General features: G+C 67.2%; 22 protein-coding genes. 9 read left to right on the forward strand and 13 right to left on the reverse strand.

What is annotated here, in order from left to right:
- Positions 1 to 40: 40 nt before the first annotated feature.
- The gene (locus J1M43_RS10605) at positions 41 to 286 is read right to left on the reverse strand and encodes a zf-HC2 domain-containing protein (RefSeq protein WP_033104707.1); all 246 of its coding nucleotides are present in this window, start codon (positions 284 to 286) and stop codon (positions 41 to 43) included.
- The gene (locus J1M43_RS10610; RefSeq protein ID WP_033104708.1) at positions 283 to 945 is read right to left on the reverse strand and encodes a sigma-70 family RNA polymerase sigma factor; all 663 of its coding nucleotides are present in this window, start codon (positions 943 to 945) and stop codon (positions 283 to 285) included. Before J1M43_RS10610 ends, J1M43_RS10605 begins: the two co-directional genes overlap by 4 nt.
- Before the next feature lie 48 nt (positions 946 to 993).
- On the opposite strand from J1M43_RS10610, the gene aroA reads away from it, so the two are divergent.
- From aroA to bcp, 3 genes are read left to right on the forward strand one after another with little or no spacing between them, the layout of a single operon-like run.
- A complete protein-coding gene (gene aroA, locus J1M43_RS10615) occupies positions 994 to 2,319 on the forward strand; it encodes a 3-phosphoshikimate 1-carboxyvinyltransferase (protein WP_033104709.1) in 1,326 nt (441 codons plus the stop codon).
- Complete coding sequence (gene rsgA / locus J1M43_RS10620) at positions 2,316 to 3,395, forward strand: ribosome small subunit-dependent GTPase A (protein ID WP_206476640.1); 1,080 nt, start codon at positions 2,316 to 2,318, stop codon at positions 3,393 to 3,395. The genes aroA and rsgA overlap by 4 nt, the downstream gene beginning before the upstream one ends.
- 10 nt (positions 3,396 to 3,405) lie before the next feature.
- A complete protein-coding gene (gene bcp / locus J1M43_RS10625; protein ID WP_033104711.1) occupies positions 3,406 to 3,882 on the forward strand; it encodes a thioredoxin-dependent thiol peroxidase in 477 nt (158 codons plus the stop codon).
- 3 nt (positions 3,883 to 3,885) lie between these two features.
- On the opposite strand, the gene J1M43_RS10630 is transcribed toward bcp, so the two are convergent.
- Positions 3,886 to 4,284, reverse strand: a complete 399-nt coding sequence (locus tag J1M43_RS10630; RefSeq protein WP_206476641.1) for a hypothetical protein — start codon at positions 4,282 to 4,284, stop codon at positions 3,886 to 3,888.
- Between the two features lie 208 nt (positions 4,285 to 4,492).
- Here J1M43_RS10630 and J1M43_RS10635 point away from each other — a divergent pair, with 208 nt between their 5' ends.
- Positions 4,493 to 4,741 carry a WhiB family transcriptional regulator gene (locus tag J1M43_RS10635; RefSeq protein WP_033104713.1) on the forward strand — a complete coding sequence of 83 codons (249 nt, stop codon included), beginning with the start codon at positions 4,493 to 4,495 and terminating at the stop codon, positions 4,739 to 4,741.
- Positions 4,742 to 4,851: 110 nt separating this feature from the next.
- On the opposite strand, the gene J1M43_RS10640 is transcribed toward J1M43_RS10635, so the two are convergent.
- Together J1M43_RS10640 and J1M43_RS10645 are read right to left on the reverse strand one after the other, a co-directional pair.
- A complete protein-coding gene (locus J1M43_RS10640) occupies positions 4,852 to 6,336 on the reverse strand; it encodes a sensor histidine kinase (RefSeq protein ID WP_206476642.1) in 1,485 nt (494 codons plus the stop codon).
- Between the two features lie 53 nt (positions 6,337 to 6,389).
- Positions 6,390 to 6,776 (reverse strand): Rv3235 family protein, encoded by a 387-nt coding sequence (locus J1M43_RS10645; protein WP_052166660.1) that lies wholly within the window; start codon positions 6,774 to 6,776, stop codon positions 6,390 to 6,392.
- Between the two features lie 76 nt (positions 6,777 to 6,852).
- Here J1M43_RS10645 and J1M43_RS10650 point away from each other — a divergent pair, with 76 nt between their 5' ends.
- Positions 6,853 to 7,491 (forward strand): hypothetical protein, encoded by a 639-nt coding sequence (locus J1M43_RS10650; RefSeq protein WP_307823399.1) that lies wholly within the window; start codon positions 6,853 to 6,855, stop codon positions 7,489 to 7,491.
- 73 nt (positions 7,492 to 7,564) lie between these two features.
- Here J1M43_RS10650 and J1M43_RS10655 read toward each other — a convergent pair whose 3' ends face one another.
- A complete protein-coding gene (locus J1M43_RS10655) occupies positions 7,565 to 7,840 on the reverse strand; it encodes a helix-turn-helix domain-containing protein (RefSeq protein WP_206476643.1) in 276 nt (91 codons plus the stop codon).
- A 97-nt stretch (positions 7,841 to 7,937) separates the two neighbouring features.
- On the opposite strand from J1M43_RS10655, the gene J1M43_RS10660 reads away from it, so the two are divergent.
- Complete coding sequence (locus tag J1M43_RS10660; RefSeq protein ID WP_033104716.1) at positions 7,938 to 8,558, forward strand: SAF domain-containing protein; 621 nt, start codon at positions 7,938 to 7,940, stop codon at positions 8,556 to 8,558.
- The gene (locus J1M43_RS10665) at positions 8,555 to 9,841 is read left to right on the forward strand and encodes a P-loop NTPase (protein WP_033104717.1); all 1,287 of its coding nucleotides are present in this window, start codon (positions 8,555 to 8,557) and stop codon (positions 9,839 to 9,841) included. Before J1M43_RS10660 ends, J1M43_RS10665 begins: the two co-directional genes overlap by 4 nt.
- Here the strand turns inward: J1M43_RS10665 and J1M43_RS10670 are convergent.
- Both J1M43_RS10670 and secA read right to left on the reverse strand, forming a co-directional pair.
- Positions 9,732 to 10,958, reverse strand: a complete 1,227-nt coding sequence (locus J1M43_RS10670) for a pyridoxal phosphate-dependent aminotransferase (protein WP_206476644.1) — start codon at positions 10,956 to 10,958, stop codon at positions 9,732 to 9,734. The genes J1M43_RS10665 and J1M43_RS10670 overlap by 110 nt on opposite strands.
- 65 nt (positions 10,959 to 11,023) lie before the next feature.
- The gene (gene secA, locus J1M43_RS10675) at positions 11,024 to 13,837 is read right to left on the reverse strand and encodes a preprotein translocase subunit SecA (RefSeq protein ID WP_206476645.1); all 2,814 of its coding nucleotides are present in this window, start codon (positions 13,835 to 13,837) and stop codon (positions 11,024 to 11,026) included.
- 168 nt (positions 13,838 to 14,005) lie between these two features.
- Between secA and J1M43_RS10680 the strand changes: the two genes are divergently transcribed.
- Both J1M43_RS10680 and J1M43_RS10685 read left to right on the forward strand, forming a co-directional pair.
- On the forward strand, positions 14,006 to 14,626 hold the full coding sequence (locus J1M43_RS10680; RefSeq protein ID WP_206476646.1) for a PadR family transcriptional regulator: 621 nt from the start codon (positions 14,006 to 14,008) through the stop codon (positions 14,624 to 14,626).
- 59 nt (positions 14,627 to 14,685) lie between these two features.
- Positions 14,686 to 16,008 (forward strand): hypothetical protein, encoded by a 1,323-nt coding sequence (locus J1M43_RS10685; protein WP_206476647.1) that lies wholly within the window; start codon positions 14,686 to 14,688, stop codon positions 16,006 to 16,008.
- A 299-nt stretch (positions 16,009 to 16,307) separates the two neighbouring features.
- Here J1M43_RS10685 and hpf read toward each other — a convergent pair whose 3' ends face one another.
- From hpf to mtrA, 5 genes are all read right to left on the reverse strand, one after another.
- Entirely contained in the window at positions 16,308 to 16,964 is a 657-nt protein-coding gene (hpf, locus tag J1M43_RS10690; protein WP_206476648.1) for a ribosome hibernation-promoting factor, HPF/YfiA family, read from the reverse strand.
- Positions 16,965 to 17,062: 98 nt separating this feature from the next.
- The gene (locus tag J1M43_RS10695; RefSeq protein WP_033104723.1) at positions 17,063 to 17,740 is read right to left on the reverse strand and encodes a ComF family protein; all 678 of its coding nucleotides are present in this window, start codon (positions 17,738 to 17,740) and stop codon (positions 17,063 to 17,065) included.
- A gap of 90 nt (positions 17,741 to 17,830) precedes the next feature.
- Positions 17,831 to 19,543: an LpqB family beta-propeller domain-containing protein gene (locus J1M43_RS10700; protein WP_033104724.1), complete on the reverse strand. Its 1,713-nt coding sequence runs from the start codon at positions 19,541 to 19,543 to the stop codon at positions 17,831 to 17,833.
- Positions 19,540 to 21,240 (reverse strand): MtrAB system histidine kinase MtrB, encoded by a 1,701-nt coding sequence (gene mtrB, locus J1M43_RS10705; protein ID WP_052166661.1) that lies wholly within the window; start codon positions 21,238 to 21,240, stop codon positions 19,540 to 19,542. The genes J1M43_RS10700 and mtrB overlap by 4 nt, the downstream gene beginning before the upstream one ends.
- 9 nt (positions 21,241 to 21,249) lie before the next feature.
- On the reverse strand, positions 21,250 to 21,930 hold the full coding sequence (gene mtrA / locus J1M43_RS10710; RefSeq protein WP_033104725.1) for an MtrAB system response regulator MtrA: 681 nt from the start codon (positions 21,928 to 21,930) through the stop codon (positions 21,250 to 21,252).
- Positions 21,931 to 22,089: the final 159 nt, after the last annotated feature.

Below are 22,089 nucleotides of genomic sequence, written 5' to 3' on the forward strand. Positions count from 1 at the left end.
CCACCCTAAAGGCAGCAGCCGCCGACGTCAGAGCGTCGGCTCAGTGCGCAGCGACCTGAGCAGCGCGCAGCTTGGCGAGCACCAGATCGCGCAGCTCCTCCGGAGCCGTCTCCTTGCACGCACGTGCCACGACCTCTGTGAGGGTGCTCGCGACGAGAGCCTCACCCTGGCAGGACGGGCAGTTCTCGATGTGCTCGCGGATCTGGGTGTGCTCGGTCTTGCACACTTCGTTGCGGAGGTACTCCTCCAGATCCTGACGGGCTTTGTCGCAACCGCAGTCGCTCATTTCTTGCTCCTCGTACCAGCCGCGGCGATTCCTCGCTCAGCGGCATAATCGGACAGCAACTCGCGCAGCATTCGCCTGCCACGGTGCAGGCGGCTCATCACGGTGCCGATGGGGGTCTTCATGATGTCGGCGATCTCCTGGTACGCGAATCCCTCCACGTCAGCCAGGTAGACCGCAAGTCGGAAGTCCTCCGGGACCTCCTGCAGGGCATCCTTCACGACGGATGCCGGCATGCGGTCGATCGCCTCGGCCTCAGCCGAGCGGCTGTGCGTCGCCGTGGTCGATTCCGCACCGCCCATCTGCCAGTCCTCGAGTTCGTCGATCGTGCCCTGGAACGGCTCGCGCTGCTTCTTTCGATAGATGTTGATGTAGGTGTTCGTGAGAATTCGGTACAGCCAGGCCTTCAGATTGGTGCCCTGGGTGAAAGAGGCCCACGATGCGAAAGCCTTCACGAAGGTCTCCTGCACGAGGTCAGCAGCATCGGCGGGGTTGCGCGTCATGCGCATAGCCGCCGCATACAGCTGATCCATGAAGGGGATCGCCTGTTCCTCGAACTCGCGCCGAGCGTCGCCGACCGTGTCGGCGGGTGCCATGTCATCCATCACGGGCCAGTCTAGGCCGGTGATGTCTGTGATCCCGCTTTCCAGCGTTGCGAGCATTCGTACTCCTTCTCGGCGCGTGCCCCGCCGTTCACTAAGGTGGAACCGATGAGCGACACTCGGTATTCCACCTCCCCTGCCAGGGGCGCCTACAGTGCGCCCGTAGCCGCCGGTGCTGTGCACTCGACGCTGACCATTCCCGGGTCGAAGTCGCTCACCAACCGCGAACTGATCATCGCCGCGATCGCAGACGGCCCCGGTCGGCTGACCGCGCCGCTGCACTCGGACGATTCTCGGCGCATGGTCGACGCGCTGCGCTCGCTGGGCGTCAGCATCGAGGAGATAGACGGTGAAGGCGAGTTCGGGCCTGATCTGCTCGTGACCCCAGGGCATCTGCGCGGCGGCGGCACGGTCGACTGCGGGCAGGCGGGCACGGTCATGCGCTTCATCGCGCCGATCGCCGGCCTCGCCGCCGAGGACGTCCATCTCACCGCGCATGAGACCGCGCTGCATCGCCCCATGGGCGCGATGATCACCGCACTTCGTGATCTCGGTGTCGACATCGATGACGAGGGCACTTGGTCTCTCCCGTTCACCATTCGCGGTCATGGCCGCATCCGCGGGGGGCGGATCGAGATCGACGCCTCCGCATCGAGTCAGTTCGTCTCCGGTCTGCTGCTGGCCGCTCCGCGATTCGATGTCGGCCTTCACCTCGTGCACACCGGCGAGCACCTGCCGAGTCTTCCGCACATCGACATGACCATCGAGTCGCTGAGTCGCCGCGGCATCCGAATCGAGCGACCCGCCGCCGGGGAATGGCTCGTCGAGGCCGGCGTCCCGCGGGCGAAGGAGATCGCGATCGAGCCCGATCTCTCCAATGCGGCCCCGTTCCTCGCCGCGGCGATGGTGACCGGCGGTGAGGTCTCGGTCACGGGCTGGCCGCTGCACTCGACTCAGCCCGGTGCGCTGCTGCCCGACATCCTGCAGGCGATGGGTGCGCACGTCGGCCGCCACAGCGGCACGATGACCGTGCGTGCCGGCGACGGCATCCGCGGGCTCGATCTCGACCTCTCAGCGGCCAGCGAGCTGTCCCCCACCATCGTCGGACTCGCCGCGTTCGCGGACAGTCCGACGACGATCCGCGGGATCGGTCACATCCGCATGCACGAGACCGACCGCATCGCGGCACTGATCGGCAATCTCACCGCACTCGGCGGCGAGGTGGAGGAACTGTCGGATGGTATGCGGATCATCCCGCGTCCGCTGCACGGCGGAACCTGGTCCTCTCACCACGACCACCGCATCGCGACCACCGGCGCTCTGGTCGGACTGCGCGTACCCGACGTCAGGATCGACGACATCGGCACGACGGCGAAGACCCTCCCGGAGTTCACGCAACTCTGGGAACGGATGCTGGGGGGCGCCTCCGCGTGAGCTGGCTCGACCCTGACGATGACCTCGACGGTGACTTCGAGGACTTCGACGAGAGCAGCATCCGGATGCGTCCCAACCCCAAGGCGAACCGTCCGCGCACGAAACGTCGCCCTGCCCACGAGGATGCGCAGATCGGCCGGGTGCTCGGTGTCGATCGTGGCCGCTACAGCGTGATGATCGACGAGGGCGCCGTGGATGAGCTCACGATCACGACCACGCGGGCGCGAGAGCTCCGCCGCATGCCCATCGTCACCGGCGATCAGGCCCGCGTTGTGGGTGACACTTCTGGCGATGAGGGCACCCTGGCGCGCATCGTCGGGATCGTCGAACGTTCGTCGCTGCTGCGACGCAGCGCGGACGACACCGACCAGGTGGAGCGCGTGATCGTCGCCAACGCCGATCAGATGCTCATCGTCGTCGCCGCCGCCGATCCTGAGCCGCGTGCACGACTGGTCGACAGATACCTGGTGGCGGCCCTGGATGCCGGCGTCCGTCCGCTCCTCGTCGTCACCAAGACCGACCTCGCCGACCCGGCGCAGTTCCTGTCGCACTTCGACGGACTCGACCTGCGTGTGTTCACGAGTGCGCAGGAGAAGATGCCGACCGATGAGATCGGCGCGGCGCTGATCGGGCACTCGACCGTGTTCGTCGGACACTCGGGCGTCGGCAAGTCGACGCTCGTGAACGCGCTCGTGCCGTCGGCAGGACGGGCGACCGGACATGTGAACCAGGTCACAGGGCGAGGCCGTCACACCTCCTCTTCGACCGTCTCGCTGCGCTACGTGAGCGCCGAGGGCACCGGATGGGTGATCGACACGCCGGGTGTGCGCTCGTTCGGGCTGGGGCACGTCGACACGGCGAACATCCTCGCCTCGTTCACCGAACTCGCCGAGATCGCCGAGAGATGCCCCCGCGGATGCACGCACCTCAGCGATGCCCCCGACTGCGCGTTGATCGAGGCGGCCGAGCGCGGCGAACTGAGTCCGGCCACCCTTTCGCGTCTGGATTCGCTGCAGCGCCTGCTGCAGACGTTCGCCGACAAGGCGGAGGCCAATCCGGGCTCACCCGGTCGATAGGCTGGAGAGCGTGACGAATCTGCGCCTCGAACCCGGTACCGCCGCCCCCGACTTCTCGCTGTCCGACCAGGACGGCAGCGAGGTCGCACTCTCCGACCTCCGCGGTCAGAAGACGATCCTCTACTTCTATCCGGCGGCGATGACACCCGGATGCACGACCCAGGCATGCGACTTCAGAGACAGCATCGCGTCCCTGCAGGGCGCCGGCTACCGCGTCGTCGGCATCTCGCGCGACGAGCCGTCGAAGCTGGCGGAGTTCCGCGATCGCGACGGCCTCACCTTCACGCTGCTGAGCGACCCCGACCATGCCGTGCACTCCGCCTACGGCGTGTGGGGCGAGAAGATGAACTACGGCAAGGTCATCGAGGGCGTGATCCGCTCGACCTTCGTGCTCGACGAGGACGGCACGATCGCGCAGGCGCTCTACAACGTCAAGGCCACCGGCCACGTGGCACGTCTGAGGAAGATGCTGGGCATCGACGCCTGAGCGTCAGTCCTCAGCCGGTTCTTGCATCGAGCCGACGCTCTCGCTGCGCGCGCTCGCGATGAGCAGCAGGAATCCGATGGTCCCCGGCAACCCGACCCCGAGCACGAACGCCCACAGCACCGGCTGAACGGTCAGCGACGCCAGTGCGAGCGCCACGGCGAGCACCTGGAGCACGACGCCGCCGGAACGGGCCCAGGTGCGTCCTCGGCGCGTGCCGAGCGCGAACGCGAACAGGGCGGCGGCGCCGATCAGGGTGAGCACGATGAGCGCGATCGCTGTGGGAAGCGATGCGGCCTCTCCGGCTCCGAGGCCGACGAGCTCGATCAGGGCGACGACGGTGAGCGCCACTCCCTCGAGCGCGAGCAGAGCCGCTGCGACGGTGGCCAGACGGGGTGAACGCAAGATGTCTCCTGAGAAATCAGATCTGTAGGCACAAAATCCTTGATTTCGCGCCCGTGCTGTAACACAATGTTAACAGTCATGTGCTCCCACAGCGGCGTGGGGCGAGCAACCGCTCGCGTCACTACGGTCGACGACACCCCGATTTCGCCGCCCATCACCGAGCCATCGCCCTGCGACCGCTCACGAGAATCCACACCGAGGAGCCCCCATGGACTGGCGCGACAAAGCCGCCTGCCTGACTGTCGACCCTGAGCTGTTCTTCCCCGTGGGGAACACCGGTCCGGCCGTCGATCAGATCGAGAAGGCGAAGACCGTCTGCGCCACCTGCACGGTGACCGAGGTCTGCCTGCAGTACGCACTGGAGACCAGCCAGGACTCCGGCGTATGGGGCGGCCTCTCCGAAGACGAGCGCCGCGCCCTCAAGCGTCGCGCAGCGCGCGCGCGCCGCGCTTCCTGAGCTTGTGCGTCCCCGACGGCCCGGGTTTCGACTCGGGCCGCTTCGCGGGCCTCGCTCAACCTTGAGTCGAGTCGCGTCAGATCCGCTTCGCGGACGAGACCCGACTCAACTCAATGCTTCAACCAGCGCATCGGGATGTCGATCAGCACATCCGTGCCCTCGCCGTCGGCGCCGCGCCACTCGATGCTGCCGCCCAGCTCTCCCTGGATGAGCGTGCGGATGATCTGCGTGCCGAGGCCCTGACCGATCCGCCCCTCCGGGAGGCCGTGGCCGGTGTCGTGAACCGACACGTGCAGCTTCTCGTCGGTGCGCACTGCGTCGATCGTCACCATGCCCTCCTTACCGGCCAGGCCGTGCTCGACGGCGTTCGTGACGACCTCCGTGAGCGCCAGCGCGAGAGGCGTGGCGTACTCGCTGGGCAGGACGCCGAAATGACCGGTCGACATCGTGCGCGCACGCGTGTTGGGCGCGGCGGCGACCTCGGCGACGAGCTTGAGCACCCGGTGGAAGACCTCATCGAAGTCGACGGTCTGCGTCAGCCCCTGCGCCAGCGTGTCGTGCACGACGGCGATGGCATCCACCCGCCTCATCGCCTGCGTGAGCGCATCACGCGCTTCATCCGAATGCGTGCGGCGTGCCTGGATGCGCAGCAGCGAGGCCACGGTCTGCAGATTGTTCTTGACGCGGTGATGGATCTCGCGGATCGTCGCGTCCTTGGTGATCAGCTCCTGCTCCTGGTGGCGCAGCTCACTCACATCACGGCACAGGATGATCGCGCCCACGCGGGTGCCGTGGTCCTTGAGCGGGATGGCACGCAGGGAGACGGTGACGCCGCGCGCCTCGATATCGGTGCGCCATGGCGCACGTCCGGTGACGACGACGGGAAGAGACTCATCGACCTGTCTGGTCGAGGGCAGGATGCGCGTGGTCACCTCGGCGAGCGACTCCCCCTCGAGCTCGTCGTCGAAGCCCATGCGGTTGAATGCCGAGAGCGCGTTGGGGCTCGCGAACGTCGTGATCCCGTCGACATCGAGGCGGATGAGGCCGTCCGACGCGCGGGGAGCGCCGCGCCGCGGCGACGTGGGAGCGGCTGGGTCGGGGAACTCGCTGGACGAGATCATGCGGAACAGATCGTTCGCGCATTCGTCGAACGTGATCTGCTGCCGTGACGGGGTGCGGGTCTCGCCCAGATTGCTGTGGCGTGTGAGCACGCCGATCACAGGAGCTGGATTGCCGTCCTTGCCGCGCTCGCGAACGATCGGCACGGCGCGAAGCCTCGTCGGTGTCTCCTCGAACCAGTCGGGTGAAGAGGAATCGACGATCTGGCCGGAGTCGAAAGCACCCCGCACCTGCGTGCGCCACTGCTGTCGGACTCCCTCCCCGACGATGTCGCGGTAGAACAGCGTCGCGGCTCCGCTCGGACGTGCGTGGGCGACGGCGACGAAGGAACCGTCGTTCGTCGCGACCCAGATCACGATGTCGGCGGAGGCGAGGTCGGCGAGCAGCTGCCCGTCGCTCGCGAGTCTGTGCAGCCATTCGACATCATTGTCGTTCAAGCAGCCCTGGGCATGGACGAGATCACTGAGGGTGGACACCACACAAGCCTAATGGCGCGCGCCCGGACGCTCAGATCACGGGGACAGGCAGTTCAGAGCACGGCGAACGATGTGGCGCGCCAGCGGCGGTCAAGACCTTCCAGCCGGATCGCCACAGCCCTCGTGCGCCCTGGTCCCGCAACGACGACGACGGCCTCCACCACCCCGTCGGCGGGCACGGTCTCTCGGATGGAGAGCACTTCGAACACGGGCCGGACAGGAGGGACTCCGCGTGCGCTGCGAGCCCGTGCGGAGAGGTTCGCCCTGGCACCGAGCTTTCGGAACGCCTCTTCACTGAACCATCGTGCGAGCTGATCGATCTCACGTACGCCGGCGAAGACCTCGAGCACGCCCTGAGTGAGACTCCGCAGCAGCTGCGTGGGATTCGGCAGATCTGCTGCCGGAGTCGGCTGCGGGGCGAAGTACTCGTGAAGCGTCATCGTATTCACTTTCGGTTTCGATGCGTGCCAGTAGACCACGTCCCGCAGTCCTCGCGCCAGACCCGAAGCCCAAGTTGTGGATAACTCCCGCGGCATCCGCATGCTCTCCCCTACGCTCGTTCGCGTGCACTGGGATCGTCTGTTCGAAGACCTCGAAGGTCAGCTCGCCGCCGAATGGGAGGCCGAGCGCGCTGTGCTCGATGCGGAGTCGGAGCGGCTGCGCATCGCGAGACTCGGGCTGCGCGCACGCCTGCGCAGATTCGAGCACGATGCTGCGCTGGTCGGTCTGCGACTTGTCGACGGCGAGCGTCGATCCGTGCGCGTGCGCGTCGTCGGGGCGGATTGGATCGCCGCACAGCCTCCCGAGGGCGGTGGCGCCCTGATCGTGCCGCTCTCGGCGCTCACCGGTGTCGAGAGCACGCATGGTGCGCTGCTGGCGACGCTGGAGGACGCCGTGCTTCCGACCGATGAGCTGCGGGTGCGGATGACGCTGGGTTTCCTGATGCGAGACCTCGCGCGACGGCGCACGCCGTTGCACGTCGCGTTGCGCGACGGCGAACGTCTGCATGGCACCGTGGACCGCGCGGGCGCCGATCATCTCGATCTCGCCGTCCACGACGCCGGCCAGGCGCGACGCGCCGACGCCGTGCGGGCGTTCCGCATCGTCCCGTTCGACGCGGTGGTGTCGGCGCGAATGGACGGCGCGGTGCTCTGAAGGCGGTGCACTGATTCTGAAGGCGGTGCACTGTCTCTGACGTCGGCGCGGTGTCGCGCCGAAGCGGCGCCGGTCAGCGCGTGGGGCGCTGCGTGCCCCAGACCTCTGGGAAACTCGCCGCATCTGCCTGACGCCACAGCGCCATGCGCCGTGCCTCTTCGGTCTGCTCCGCCAGGTACTCGGCGATGCTGTCCTCTGCCACCCGCCAGCGCGCGGGCGCGCCCAGCTGCGCGCCGCGCAGCGTGCCGCTGATCACGAGTGCGACGACCTCATCGACGTCGATCGCGAGGAGCTCGGCGACCTGCGCGGGCGCGAGGAAGCGAGGAGCTGATGCGGGCGAATCGGCCATGACCTCATTGTCGCGCTTCCTGGACGCTTATATGCCCACGTGACCGCCCTGTGGATAACTTTCGACTCGAGTCGGGCGATTCTGTGACGATGTGTGCATGACGACCCAACCACGCGCACGGCGTGCCTTCTGGGGTGACATCCGTTTCCTGATCGGCATCGCCCTGGTGATCCTCTCCGTCGCCGGTGTCTGGCTGATCGTGTCATCGGCACGCCAGACGACGCCGGTGCTGCAGGCGGATCGGACGATCGCGCAGGGCGAGGCTCTCGTATCCGACGACTTCCGCGTCGTGGAGGTGAGCCTCGGCACCGTCGTCGACGGATACCTCGCGCCTCAGGATCTCGAGCCGGGCATGATCGCGGCCCGAACTCTCGCGGCCGGGGAACTGCTGCCGGTGACCGCTGCCTCCGATGCCCAGTCCGGCCGCACGACGAGCATCGTCATCGAAAGCAGCGTCGGCATACCCGAGAGCGTCGTGGTCGGAACACCGGTCGAGCTCTGGTACGCACCGCTGGTGGCGGAGTCCGACGAGTTCGACGCTCCGCGCATTCTCGTCGCCGACGTCGTGGTCGCCTCGATTCCCGACACCGACGGCATGCTCGCACAGCGCACCGCGATGCTCGAGATCGTGATCGATCGATCCGATGTGGCCGACGTCCTCGCTGCGATCACCGGCGGTGGCGCGCTGTCCGTGGTGCCGCTGGGGTACGCCTCGTGACCTCGGTGCTGATCGCTCTCGACGAGCCGAAGGCAACAGCGATCGGCGCGGATCTCGAACGCGACGGCATCCGGGTCATCGGCATCCTTCCGCCTGCCGAGCTCACTGTCTCGCTGCTGAGCGAGTCGGATGCCGTGATCCTCCCCGCCACGCGATCAGCGCTGACCAGTGAGCTGGTGCAGGCCTGCGATCGGAGCGGGGTGCGCATCATCACTCTGGGAACGGGCGACTCGCGACTGCTCGGCCGCTACGGGCTTCCCGAGGCTCTTCCCGAGGATGCCGACGCGTGGCAGATCGCAGACGCCCTCGCCGACGAGACCCCGATCACCACGACGCCTCAGACGCCGTCGAACCGGCGAGTGATCGCTGTCTGGGGGCCGCACGGCGCACCGGGACGCTCCACCGTCGCGATCCAGTTGGCCGTGGAGATGATGCGATCCGGCGGGTCCTGTGCGCTCGTCGACGCGGATACGGTCGCACCGTCACTCGCCCTGCTGCTCGGACTCGGCGACGATGCACCGGGGATCGCAGCAGCCTGCCGACGCGCGGAACTCGGCGGCCTCGATGCCGCAGAGCTCGCTCGCCTCGCCACGCGAGTCGAGACGAGTGCAGGGGGCCTGGAGGTCCTCGGCGGACTCAATCGTCCCTCCCGCTGGCCGGAACTCGCTGCCGGACGGCTGCGGACGACCCTTCAGGTGTGCCGGGAGTGGGCGGACGTCACGATCGTCGACGTCTCGGCTGCCTTCGACGCCGACGAGGAGATCACCGACGATCTCGCCGGCCCGAGGCGCAATGCCGCCACCACGACCGTGCTGCGCGAAGCGGACGTCGTGGTGGCCGTCACTGCGGCCGACCCGCTTTCGGTGTCGCGGTTCCTTCGCGATCATGCCGAGCTGCGCAGACTCATCGGCCCGACCGCTCACGTCGCCGTCGTCGCGAATCAGGTGCGCCCCGGTCCGCTGGGGATCGACGCCCGTGGTCAGATCCGAGGCGCGCTGGAAAGGTTCGCCGGCATCACCGACGTCTCCTTCCTGCCCCTCGATCAGCGCGCGGCGGACGCCGCCCTGCTGCATGCGCGGCCGATGGCGGACATCACTCCGCGCTCCGCGCTGGTGGCAGCGATAAGGCGTCTCGTCGAGACGCTCGAGCCGGTCCGGCCGACCGGCTCGAAGGTCACTGCCGGTAGTCGGCGAGGAAGTTCCCGAGTCGCTCGATGGCTTCGCCCAGAACGCGGGGCTCTGGCAGCGTCACCACTCGGAAGTGGTCGGGAGTTGGCCAGTTGAACCCGGTCCCCTGCACGAGGAGGATGTGTTCGGCGACGAGCAGGTCGTAGACGAACTTGCTGTCGTCGCGGATCTCGTGCACGTTCGGGTCCAGCCGCGGGAAGGCGTACAGCGCACCGAGCGGCTTCACGCATGAGACCCCGGGGATCGATTCCAGACCCTCCCACGCGACGTCGCGCTGTTCATGCAGCCGGCCGCTGGATGAGATCAGAGCGTCGATGGACTGCACTCCGCTGAGCGCGGCCTGCACCGCGTGCTGCGCGGGGACATTCGGGCAGAGGCGGGTCGATGCGAGCAGCGTGATGCCCTCGAGGAAGCCCTTGGCGTGGTCCTGCGGCCCTGTGATGACCATCCAGCCGGAACGGAATCCCGCCACCCGGTACGTCTTGGACAGGCCGTTGAACGTCAGGCACAGCAGGTCGGGGGCGAGCGTGGCGGTGGGGATGTGCACGGCATCGTCGAACAGGATCCGGTCGTAGATCTCATCCGAGAGGATCAGCAGCTCGTGCTCTCGGGCGATCTGAACGAGGCCCTCGAGCACCGCTCGCGAATACACGGCGCCGGTCGGGTTGTTGGGGTTGATGATGACGATCGCCTTCGTGGCGGGCGTGACCTTGGAACGGATGTCTTCCAGATCCGGTTCCCAGCCGCTGAGCTCGTCGCAGATGTAGTGCACCGGCGTTCCGCCGGCGAGGCTCGTCATCGCGGTCCACAGCGGGTAGTCCGGGGCGGGGATCAGCACTTCGTCGCCCTGGTCGAGGAGCGCCTGCATCGTCATCGTGATGAGCTCGGAGACGCCGTTGCCGAGATAGACGTCGTCGGGACCGAACGACGGGAAGCCCTCGATCTGCTCGTACCGGCCCACCACGGCGCGACGTGCGGAGATGATGCCGCGGCTGTCGCTGTAGCCGTGCGCGGTCGGCAGCGCCGCGAGCATGTCATGCACGATCTGATGCGGCGCCTCGAATCCGAAGATCGCCGGATTGCCCGTGTTGAGCTTGAGGACGGTATGGCCCTCGGCCTCCAGCCGCGCCGCCTCTACGAGCGCTTTGCCGCGGATCTCGTACAGGACGTTCTTGAGCTTCGACGACTGGTCGAAGTGACGGGGAGGGGTCATTGCGAAAGCCTACCGGCTCTGGCCGGATGCTCAGCGCCGCTCAGGGCGCTGAGCTCAGCCGTCGATCACTTCTTCTTCTTGCCCTGCGCACGTCGCTGCTCGCGGTTGCCTGGGGCGGATGCCGGAGCATCCGTCCGCTGACCGAAAGCACCGCGCGCGCCCTGCGCGGGTGCGGCCGGCGCTTCGCCCTCGGATGCCGCGGCTGCGGCGGCGGCCTGCCGAAGGCGGTCCGTCGCCGACTGCTGCACCTGACCACGATCGTTGCGGACTTCCACTTCACCCGCGTCGTTGGGCGCGGAGTACTCCAGTCGCTGCTCTCCGCCGTCGGTCGCGAGACCCTTCGCCTCGACCTCTGTGGCGTCGGAGTCGCCGGCGCGGCGCACCTCGACCTCGAGGTTGTAGAGGTAGCCGACCGACTCCTCCTTGATCTGGCCCATCATCGACTGGAACATCGCGAATCCCTCGCGCTGGTACTCGATCAGCGGGTCGCGCTGCGCCATCGCCCGCAGGCCGATGCCGTCCTTGAGGTAGTCCATCTCGTAGAGATGATCGCGCCAGCGACGATCGAGCACCTGCAGAACGACTCGGCGTTCCAGCTCGCGTGTGGCGGCCTCTCCGAGCGTGCTCTCACGCGTCTCGTATGCGATCTTGGCGTCCGAGAGCAGTTCGCGGGTGAGTCCCTCAGCATCGATGCCGCCCTTGCGGCCGCTGGCCTCTGCAACGACCTCATCGATCGTGACGCTGACGGGGTACAGCGTCTTCAGCTCGGCCCACAGAGCGTCGAAGTCCCAGCTCTCGTTGTGGCCGGAGCCGGTGTGATCGGTGACGACGCCGGTGATGGCATCCTCGACGAAGTGCTGCACCCGGCCGGCGATGTCGTCGCCCTGCAGGATGTGGCGGCGGTCGGCGTAGATCGCCTCGCGCTGACGGTTGAGGACGTCGTCGTACTTGAGGACGTTCTTGCGCATCTCGGCGTTGCGCGACTCCACCTGCGACTGCGCGCTGCGGATGGCGCGGGAGACGAGTCCGGATTCGATCGGAACGTCATCGGGGAAATTGGTTCGCGCGAGGATCGCCTCGGCCGCACCCGACTGGAACAGCCGCATGAGGTCGTCGGTGAGGCTGAGGTAGAACCGGCTCTCGCCTGGGTCGCCCTGACGCCCGGAGCGTCCGCGCAACTGGTTGTCGATGCGCCGCGATTCGTGACGCTCGGTGCCGAGCACGTAGAGGCCGCCGGCGTCGGTGACCTTGGTGCTCTCCTCGGCGACGACACCCTTCATCGACTCGTATGTCTCGTCCCAGGCGGCTTCGTACTCCTCCGGAGTCTCCGCCGGGTCGAGGCCCTTGCTCTTGAGTTCCTGCACGGCGAGGAACTCGGCGTTGCCGCCGAGCATGATGTCGGTGCCGCGACCGGCCATGTTGGTGGCGACCGTGACGGCGCCGAGTCGGCCCGCCCGCGCGACGATCTCCGCTTCCCGTGCGTGGTTCTTCGCGTTCAGGACCTCGTGCTTGATGCCCTTCTTCGCCAGCAGCCGGGAGAGGTACTCGCTCTTCTCGACGCTGACAGTGCCGACCAGCACGGGCTGACCGGTCTCGTGGCGCTCGACGATGTCCTCCACGACCTGCGCGAACTTCGCCGTCTCGTTCTTGTAGACGAGATCGGCGTTGTCCTTGCGGATCATCGGGCGGTTCGTGGGGATCTGCACGACGCCGAGCTTGTACGTCGACATGAACTCCGCAGCCTCGGTCTCGGCCGTACCGGTCATGCCGGCGAGCTTGTCGTACAGGCGGAAGTAGTTCTGCAGTGTGATGGTCGCGAGAGTCTGGTTCTCGGCCTTGACCGGCACCGACTCCTTCGCCTCGATCGCCTGGTGGATGCCCTCGTTGTAGCGACGACCCACCAGGATGCGACCGGTGTGCTCGTCGACGATCATGACCTCGTCGTTCATCACGACGTAGTCGGTGTTCTTCTTGAACAGGGCGAGCGCCTTGATCGAGTTGTTCAGGAACGAGATGAGCGGTGTGTTCGCCGACTCGTAGAGGTTCTCGATGCCGAGGTAGTCCTCGACTTTCTCGATGCCGGGTTCGAGCACACCGATCGTCCGCTTCTTCTCGTCGACCTCGTAGTCCTCGCCGGGCTCCAGTGTGCGAGCGATCTTGGCGAATTCGGTGAACCAGCGGTTCGCCTCGCCGGAGGACGGGCCGGAGATGATGAGCGGCGTGCGCGCCTCGTCGATCAGGATCGAGTCGACCTCGTCGACGATCGCGAAGAAGTGCTCGCGCTGCACGAGATCTTCCTTGCGCCACGCCATGTTGTCGCGCAGGTAGTCGAAGCCGAACTCGTTGTTCGTTCCATAGGTGATGTCGGCGGCGTACTGCTCGCGTCGCACAGCGGGCGTCTGCCCCGAGACGATGATGCCGGTCTTCATGCCGAGAGCGCGGAACACGCGCCCCATGAGTTCGGCCTGGTAGGAGGCGAGGAAGTCGTTGACCGTGATGATGTGAACGCCCTTGCCGGCGATCGCATTCAGATAGGCCGGGAACGTCGCGACGAGCGTCTTTCCCTCACCGGTCTTCATCTCGGCGATGTTGCCCATGTGCAGGGCCGCGCCACCCATCAGCTGCACGTCGTACGCGCGCATGCCGAGCGTGCGCTTGGCGGCTTCGCGGACGGCGGCGAAGGCCTCCGGCATCAACTGATCGAGGGTCTCGCCCTTCTCGAACCGCTCCCGCAACTGGGTGGTCTCGTTCGAGAGCTCCTCATCCGTGAGTTTCTCGAAGTCCTCCTCCAGCGCGCCGACGGCCTTCACGACCTGATTCAGGCGTCGAAGGATGCGACCCTCGCCCGCGCGCAGCAGCTTCTCAAGAGGATTCGCCACTTAAGTCATCTCCCTTTTGTGGGTCAGAACCCCGGCCACCCAGATCGGGCTTCAGTACCGGGCATACCTCGCCATGTTACCGGCCGGTGACCTTTGCATCGTCTGGATGAGCCATTCCGGCGACATTGCCGCGTATGTATATATTGAGAAATCACTTCCGGAGGTCATATGTCGGTACGTCAGAGCCTGCTCGCCATCCTCGATCAGGGTCCCTGCTACGGCTATCAGCTGCGCAGCGAGTTCGATCGCCGCACCGGCTCGACGTGGCCGCTGAATGTCGGCCAGATCTACAACACCCTCGAACGCCTCGAGCGTGACGGCCTGGTCGAGCGCGGCGACGCCGACGAGAAGGGCCACGTGTACTGGCAGATCACGGATGCGGGATCCGCCGAGGTCGCATCGTGGCTCTCGTCCCCCGTCGTGCGCGGCAGTGCGACGCGAGACGAGCTCGCGATCAAGCTCGCGGTCGCTGCGACACTGCCCGGCGTCGACGTCGCAGCCGTCATCCAGGCGCAGCGGAGGGCGTCGCTGGAGCAGATGCAGTCCCTGCAGCGCGCGCAGTACACGGGCGCCGACCCTCACGGGCCACAGCAGCTCGCCTGGTCGCTCGTCGTGGATTCGATGATCTTCGCGGCCGAGGCCGAGGTGCGCTGGCTCGACCACACCGAACAACGGCTCACGCGGCACTCGCGCCATACCATGGGTCTCGAGCTCGCGACCGAGCATCCCAAGAAGGGGCGCCCGACGCTGTCACGGCGCGATGCCCCGGTCGCGACTGCGGAGAGGTGACGCCGGGTGGTCGGCCGATGCACAGCCCACGCATCGTGAACGGAAAGTAGGATCGATCCATGGCCGGATTCTGGGGTAAGCGCAAGCGCGAAGAAGAGGCTGCGCAAGCAGCACAGGACGCCGATCTCGCTCGCAAGGCGGAACAGGCGCTGGTCGCCGCGGACGAGCGCATCCGCACCGCCGGCGACGAGCTCGCCTTCGCCGAGGCGGAGCTGGGACTGTCGCTCACGAAGGATCTGACGGCAGCGCTGGATGCAGTGCGCACGCACCTGCGCGAGGCATTCCAGTTGCATCAGCTCAACCACGACGAGATCCCCGACACTGATGAGGAACTCCGAACGCGCGACGCGCGGATCGTGCAGTTGTGCGAGTGGGCCGAGGACCTGCTGGATGAGAAGACCTCAGCGTTGGCCGAGTCCATCGCGAAGGTGCGCCGCGCGCCGCAGGTGCGTGAGAAGGTGCGCTCGGACGCGGAGAGGCTTTCCGCACGCCTCCCGCAGGCCCGCGAGATCGTCGAACGTCTCGCAACGCGGTACGCGGACAGTGCGCTGAACCAGATCCACAACAGCGCTGACGAGGCCGAGCAGCTCATCGCCTTCGCCACGCACGGCGCCGACGTCGCAGAACGACGTCGCGCCGCGAAGCAGAATGAAGAGGCGAACCTCGCCTTGGAGACCGCGACCGAGGCCATCCGCCGTGTCGGCGCTCTGCTCGACGCGGTCGAGGACTTCGAGATCGAGGCGCTGCGTGCAGAATCCACCCTCGCCGAGGTCGTCGCCGATTCGCGCGGCGACATCATCGCCGCACGCAATGCGCCCAAGGTCCCCGCCGTCACCGAAGCGACCACTGAACTCGAGAAGGCCCTGGAGTCACTGGCGCCATCCGGATCGCGCAACGACCCGTTCGCCGAGTTGACACGGCTGCGAACGGCCAACACCGCACTCGACGATGCGATCGCCAAGGCGCAGTACCGCATCCAGAATCCGCTGCCGAGCATCGCCCAGGTGCAGCACTCCCTCGACGACGCCGATCGTCAGCTCGGCGTCGCACGCGGACTCATCTCCGGGCATCGCGGCTGGATCGGCGCGGATGCACGCACCCGCTTCGCGGAGGCGGAGCGGCTGCGCATCGACATCCCAGAACTCATGGCCGACGAAGACACGCGCGAGCAGGCACTCTCCGGCGCCCGTCGCGTCGCTCAGCTGGCAGCCGAGGCCCTGCAGCTCGCGCAACGCGACATCGACTCCGCCAGGCCGCAGCAGCAACAGCAGGACTGGGGTGGCGGCTGGGGAGGCGGACGCCGCGGCGGAGGCGGCGACGTCATGGGCGGCATCATGGGCGGCCTCGTCATCGGCAGCATCCTGGACGGCATCTTCGACTGACCGGCGGGTGGAGTGCGGCTTCGACTCGCTTCGCTCGCTCAACCCGTTTCGTCTCGCTGCGCTCGCTCAACGACCCGCGGAGTCGCTCGCTCAACGACCCGCGGAGTCGCTCGCTCAACGACCCGCGGAGTCGCTCGCTCAACGACCCGCGGAGGCGCTCGCTCAACGACCCGCGGAGGCGCTCGCTCAACGACCCGCGGAGTCGCTCGCTCAACGACCCGCGGAGTCGCTCGCTCAACGACCCGCGGAACAGACACGGAAATGGCCCGGCACCTCACGGTGCCGGGCCATTTCATGTCTCAGGAAGCGAGCGCCTCGCTGGGCGGAGCCTGGGCGGTCAGTGAGATCACTCCGTAATCCCAGCCCTTGCGCCGGTAGACCACGCTCGGGTGATCGGTGCGGACGTCGACGAACAGGAAGAAGTCGTGTCCGACGAGTTCCATGCGATCCACGGCCTCTTCGACCGTCATCCATTCCGCGTCGAAGTTCTTCGTGCGGATGACGACAGGCGAGTACGCTTCCTCATCATCATTCTGAATAGGAATGGCGCCCGTGGCGACGGCGTGCAGCACGTCGGCTGATGCGGGCTCGACATCGATCCCTTCGAGCGCGCCGCTGCCCTTCTCGAAGTGGGCCCCGCGAGGATGCTGGCGCCCGTCGACGCGCTTCTCCTTGGCGCGCCGCAACTGCTCCGACATCTTGTCGACAGCGAGATCGAGGGCCACGAACTTGTCGCCGTCGACGGCTTCCGCCCGAACGACCGGTCCCTTGCCGACCAGCGTGAGCTCCACGGTCTCGTCCGGAACACGCCCGCCTCGATAGGCGCGATGCGTGACTTTCACATCCAGGCGTTGCGCCTTCGCTGCGAGCGGCTGAACGCGGGCGATCTTCTCCTCGACAACGGTCCGGAAGCGATCGGTGATACCCACCCCGACGCCAACGATGCTTGTTTCCATTGCTGCCTCCTTGTCCCGGTCCTCCCGGCCAAGGGCGGACCGTGGTCGCCTTGTGACCCCCTACCGTAGTCCGCGCAGAGGTGGATGTCACCAATCATTCACGATGCGTTTGCCTGGAATCCGCTATGCCGCGGTGTCGCAGCGAGCGCGACCGCCCCGCGCACGCGGAATCCCGCCGTTGTCAGAGCGCGTGCGGCCTCGTCGAGAGTGGCGCCGGTGGTCACGACATCGTCGATCACGAGGACTTCGCGCGCATCCCGGGCGTGTCGCGCGCGCATGCTCCCTGACACGTTTCGCCCCCGCTCGAGCGCACCGAGTCCGCGCTGGTCCGCTGTCGAGCGGACGCTGGCGAGAAGCCGGCTCGACGCGAAGCCGGCGCGGCGGATCAGCAGCTCGGGCACCCGATACCCACGGCGGCGGAAGGCGGCCGTCGACGTCGGGACGGGCACCAGCAACGGCCGCTCCGCGCCGTAGGCCCCATCCGCGATGGCCGCTTCCAGGGCCGTGCCCAGTGCCGTTCCCAACGGTCGCGAAAGCAGAGTCTCGCCCTCTTCCTTCAGACGTCGGATGCACCGCGCCGTCACTGCGCGATACACGAGCGCTGCGGTGACCGGCAGTCCACCTGGCGTCTTCTGGCGCATCGGCGCTGCGACCAGCGCTCGCCCGCATTCGTCGCAGAGCAGGGTGCCGAGCAGATCGCAGCCAGCGCAGCATCCGGACAGCGCGAAGGCTGCGAGCTCATCGACGAGCGAGGACCACGACTCTGCGAACGGCATGCGAGCGACACTGACAGGCTCTGTCGCTGCACGCTCGGCGCAGATCCGCGATCGGTGAGGAACGTCGCCGGACGCGGATCTGTGCAGGGGCTATTGCCCGGTGTGCGTACCGAGCACCAGGACGTCTGACAGCCCCGTCTGCCACGTCGTCCCGCGCTGTGCGAACAGCACTCCACCGGCGTCGAGAATGCGCACGGCGGATGATGTGCTCCCGCCGGAGATCGAGATCGATGTGTCCGGTGCTGCGGCGAACAGCCCGGTGCCACCGACGGCCTGCGTCAGTACCACCCGGTTTCCGTCCGAATCCATCAGCACGCTGAGGTCGTCGGCGCCGACCCAACTCACGCCGAGCGCCTGCCCGTCCAGTCGCGCCACCGTGTGCACCGGTCCGAGCTCGGTCGGCACACGATCCTGATCCCTGATGATGGCCGCGACGACCAACCAGCGCTGCCCACCGATGGTGGCGACCGCTGCGAGGCGCACCCCGTCCGGGCCCACCCGCAGGTGGGAGATCGATGAGGCGTCGGGGAACGCGTTCGCGATCTCGAGCGGCACCACGTCGGACTGCCACGCGGTGAGCGCGCGCGGATCCGATGCCGGCACGGTCCACGTGTAGCCGTACGGATCCATCGTCGGCTCGATGAGCCCCGCTCTGGTGTCCAGTTGGTCGACGCGCCCGTCGGCCACGGTGTAGACGCCGCCGTTCTTCAACTGCACGGCCGCCCTGGCATCATCGGCTGCGATCTCGACCGAGGCGACGGATGCGGCGATCTCGACAAGCTCCTGGGAGATACCCGGATATGGCGCGATCTCATCGCCGAGGTAGAGACCGAACTCCGACTCGGTGAGCACGACGGTTCCGGTCTCCGTGCGCGGGGACTCGATCGTCGCGCGGCCGGCGTTCAGATCTCGCCCGTTGACCGTCATCCGAACCTCGGTGACGCCGGCGGATCGCAGCGTCTCCTCCAGCTGCGTGCGCATTCGTGACAGCGCGGTGGGATCCAACGACAATGCAGCGGGAGTCAATTCGACCGTGGCGACCTTGTCGGTGTCGACCGGAACCGAGTCGCGAGCGAGCGCCACATCGCTCGGGAACGCGCTGCGCACCGCGGGTGCCAGCCACGCGCTGGGAGCGCCGGAGAGCAACGCCTGCGTCAGAGTCGTGGCGATCTGCCCACGACGCGGGTACCAGCGGATGTCCGGCAGGAGGTAGGTCCAGCTCTGATCGAAGAAGTGCAGTGCATAGCTGCGGTACACCTGAGGGAACGCCTCGGCGTCGAGGATGATGCCGTCGGAGGCCACAGTGATCCGCCACTCCCCCTCGTCGTTCTTCGCGACCTCGAACGACACGAGAGAGGTGTCTCCCGACAGCTCGGTGTAAGCGCCGAACTCATCGACGCGCGCCGTCTGATCCAGCAGCACGCGGACATCGCCCTCCTGCGCTCCGTCGCCGACACCGGGGACATCGGCAGTGAACTCCCGCGCGGCCGCCCCTGAGTCGATCGTGACACCCGCACCCGGACGCCAGGTCTCGGCGAGATCCGGGCTCAGGAACTCGCGGGCGGTCTTCCATCCGTCCGCGGGTGTGAGCGCGGCATCCAGGAAGCCCTCCACGATCTCGTCGGGACTCGCGCCCTCCAGCGGACCGGCGGCGATCTGGCTGATGTCCGGCGGCAGATCGACGTCGCCCAGGGCGAGACCGGACTTCACCTCCCCCGTCGTCGGCAGTCCGGCGCATGCGGACAGAAGTACGGCGAAGACGGCCAGCACAGCGATCGGGAATGCTCGGCGCCTGCGTTTCATGGAGTGTCCTCCTCCGCGTTCGACATGGAATCGGTGAAGTAGAGCTCACGCAGTTCGGTGAGCTGCATCGGCTGCGTGGCGTGGCTGACTTCCGAGAGCACTTCCTCGGGCTCGAGCGAGACCGGTGAAGCGCCGGTCAGATCTCCCGGCTGACGCGGCAGCGTGAGCACGAAGTTGGTGCCGACGGCGAGTTCCGACCAGACGGCGAGCGTGCCGCCGTGCAACTTCGCATCGCCCAACGCGATCGAGAGGCCGAGGCCGGTGCCGCCGATCGTACGCTGACGTGACGGGTCGGCCCGCCAGAACCTGTCGAACACGCGCTGCGCGTCCTCCGGATCCATCCCCAGCCCGAAGTCGCGCACGCCCACTGCGACAGCGTGCTGATTGCTGTCCACCGTGACGACGATCGGGCGCCCCTCACCATGCTCGATCGCGTTGCCGACGAGGTTGCGCAGCACCCGTCGTACCCGGCGCGGGTCCATGTCGACCGGTGTGTAGCCGCCCGGCGCGACCAGACGCAGTTCTGAGCCGCGGCCCTGCGCGAGCGGCAGCATCTGCTCGATGATGTCTTCCGCAAGACTCGCGAGGCTCGTCGCCTCCAGCTCCAGCTGCACCGATCCCGCATCGTACCGGCTGATCTCCAGCAGGTCGGCGAGCAGGGTCTCGAAGCGCTGCACCTGGGTGTGCAGCAGTTCGGCCGTGCGGTTGGTCGTGGGGTCGAACTGGTCGCGCTGATCGTTGAGCATGTCGGCGGCGAGCCTGATGGTGGTGAGCGGCGTGCGCAGCTCGTGCGATACGTCCGAGACGAACCGCTGCTGCACGAGAGAGAGCTCGCCGAGTTCCTTGATCTGGGCCTCGATGCTGTCGGCCATGGCATTGAACGACCGCGCGAGCGTGGCGAGTTCGTCCTCGCCGTGCACGGGCAGCCGTACCTCCAGATCTCCCGAGGCGAGTCTCGCGCTGGTCTCGGCGGCCTCGATGATGGGCTTCGAGACGGTGCGCAGCACGGCCCAGGAGATGCCGATGATGATCGCGATGAGGATGAGGCCGGCCACCCACAGCGTGCTCTGCACGAACTGCAGAGTCTGCTGCGAGTCGGCGAGGTCGTACGCGATATATACCTCGAACGCACCCACCTCCGGCACGATCAGCTGCTGTCCGACGACGATCCCCGGAGCGGTCGATCCGTCCTCCATCGGAAGCGACACCGACTGCCACGCCTGGCGATCCGGGAAGGACACCACGCGCTCGCGCAGCCCGGGACTCAGCAGGTCGGCGCTCAACCCGGTCGTGAAGCCTCGCACGCCGGTGCCGACCGGAGGCTCGTCGATCGCGAAGGCCGCGATCAGCGACGAGGAGGACGCCCGAGGGATCTCGTCGCGCACATCGCCCCACAGCGCACGCAGAGCGGATGCGTCATCGGTCACCTCCGCGGAATCGAGTGTCTTCTGGCCGGAGCCCACCGCGCTCAGGGCATCGCTGAGCACCTCGTCGCGTCGAGACTCGAACAGATTGTTCTGGATGACGAGAGCCATCGTGAGGCTCGTCACGAAGATCGCGAAGGAAGTGAGCAGCAGGGTGATGGAGATGATGCGGAATCGCAGCGAGCGGCGCCACGCCGTCGCGATCGTCTCCGGCCAGCCCCGCCAGTCGCGCCACAGCGCGACCGTGGTCCCAGTCGCGCTCGTCGCGGTCACCCCGGTCTCCTAGCTGACGCTACCGGCCCGGTAGCCCACACCACGGACCGTCATGACGATCTTGGGCAGATCTGGGTCGAGTTCGACCTTCGCCCTCAGCCGCTGCACGTGCACATTCACCAGGCGGGTGTCGGCCTTGTAGTGGTAGCCCCAGACCTGCTCGAGCAGCATCTCGCGGGAGAACACCTGCTGCGGCTTGGACGCCAGAGCGACCAGCAGCTGGAACTCGAGGGGCGTCAACGGAATCGGCATCGTGCCACGGCGCACCTCGTGCGCGTCGACGTCGACGACGAGGTCGCCGATGCGCAGCACCTCACTGGTCGCTGCGGTCACCGGGCGCAATCGGGTACGGATGCGGGCGACGAGCTCTTTCGGGTTGAAGGGCTTGACCATGTAATCGTCCGCGCCGACTTCGAGCCCGCGAACGACGTCTGCTGTGTCGCTGCGTGCGGTCAGCATGATGATCGGGATGCCGGATTCGGCGCGGATCTGCGTGCAGATCTCGATCCCGTCCATTCCGGGCAGCATCAGGTCGAGCAGCACGAGGTCGGGGCGCTGGGTGCGCCACTCTTCCACGGCCTTCGCACCGTCAGCGCAGAACACCGGCTCGAAGCCTTCGGTGCGCAACACGATTCCGATCATCTCGGCGAGCGCGGTGTCATCGTCGACCACGAGGATCCGTGAGGTCATCTGATCCCAGCCTCATCTTTCTACGCATGTGCGCGGCGCCCGCGGGTCAGGGTGGAGCGCAGCACTTCTCAGACTACTTCATGACAACGTTTCGATCACGGTAGCGCCCCTGGCGTTCCGCTGGGGGAGGCCGGGGTATGACACGATGGTTTCGCACCG

Source organism: Microbacterium sp. KRD172, from assembly GCF_017168295.1.
GTDB lineage: Bacteria > Actinomycetota > Actinomycetes > Actinomycetales > Microbacteriaceae > Microbacterium > Microbacterium profundi.

Excerpts from the sequence above, each read along its gene's own strand:
- J1M43_RS10605 (WP_033104707.1), bottom strand. The coding sequence starts at position 286 with ATGAGCGACTGCGGTTGCGACAAAGCCCGTCAGGATCTGGAGGAGTAC.
- J1M43_RS10610 (WP_033104708.1), bottom strand. The coding sequence starts at position 945 with ATGCTCGCAACGCTGGAAAGCGGGATCACAGACATCACCGGCCTAGAC.
- aroA (WP_033104709.1), top strand. The coding sequence starts at position 994 with ATGAGCGACACTCGGTATTCCACCTCCCCTGCCAGGGGCGCCTACAGT.
- J1M43_RS10635 (WP_033104713.1), top strand. The coding sequence starts at position 4,493 with ATGGACTGGCGCGACAAAGCCGCCTGCCTGACTGTCGACCCTGAGCTG.
- J1M43_RS10645 (WP_052166660.1), bottom strand. The coding sequence starts at position 6,776 with ATGACGCTTCACGAGTACTTCGCCCCGCAGCCGACTCCGGCAGCAGAT.
- J1M43_RS10655 (WP_206476643.1), bottom strand. The coding sequence starts at position 7,840 with ATGGCCGATTCGCCCGCATCAGCTCCTCGCTTCCTCGCGCCCGCGCAG.
- J1M43_RS10660 (WP_033104716.1), top strand. The coding sequence starts at position 7,938 with ATGACGACCCAACCACGCGCACGGCGTGCCTTCTGGGGTGACATCCGT.
- J1M43_RS10670 (WP_206476644.1), bottom strand. The coding sequence starts at position 10,958 with ATGACCCCTCCCCGTCACTTCGACCAGTCGTCGAAGCTCAAGAACGTC.
- J1M43_RS10680 (WP_206476646.1), top strand. The coding sequence starts at position 14,006 with ATGTCGGTACGTCAGAGCCTGCTCGCCATCCTCGATCAGGGTCCCTGC.
- J1M43_RS10685 (WP_206476647.1), top strand. The coding sequence starts at position 14,686 with ATGGCCGGATTCTGGGGTAAGCGCAAGCGCGAAGAAGAGGCTGCGCAA.
- hpf (WP_206476648.1), bottom strand. The coding sequence starts at position 16,964 with ATGGAAACAAGCATCGTTGGCGTCGGGGTGGGTATCACCGATCGCTTC.
- J1M43_RS10695 (WP_033104723.1), bottom strand. The coding sequence starts at position 17,740 with ATGCCGTTCGCAGAGTCGTGGTCCTCGCTCGTCGATGAGCTCGCAGCC.
- J1M43_RS10700 (WP_033104724.1), bottom strand. The coding sequence starts at position 19,543 with ATGAAACGCAGGCGCCGAGCATTCCCGATCGCTGTGCTGGCCGTCTTC.
- mtrA (WP_033104725.1), bottom strand. The coding sequence starts at position 21,930 with ATGACCTCACGGATCCTCGTGGTCGACGATGACACCGCGCTCGCCGAG.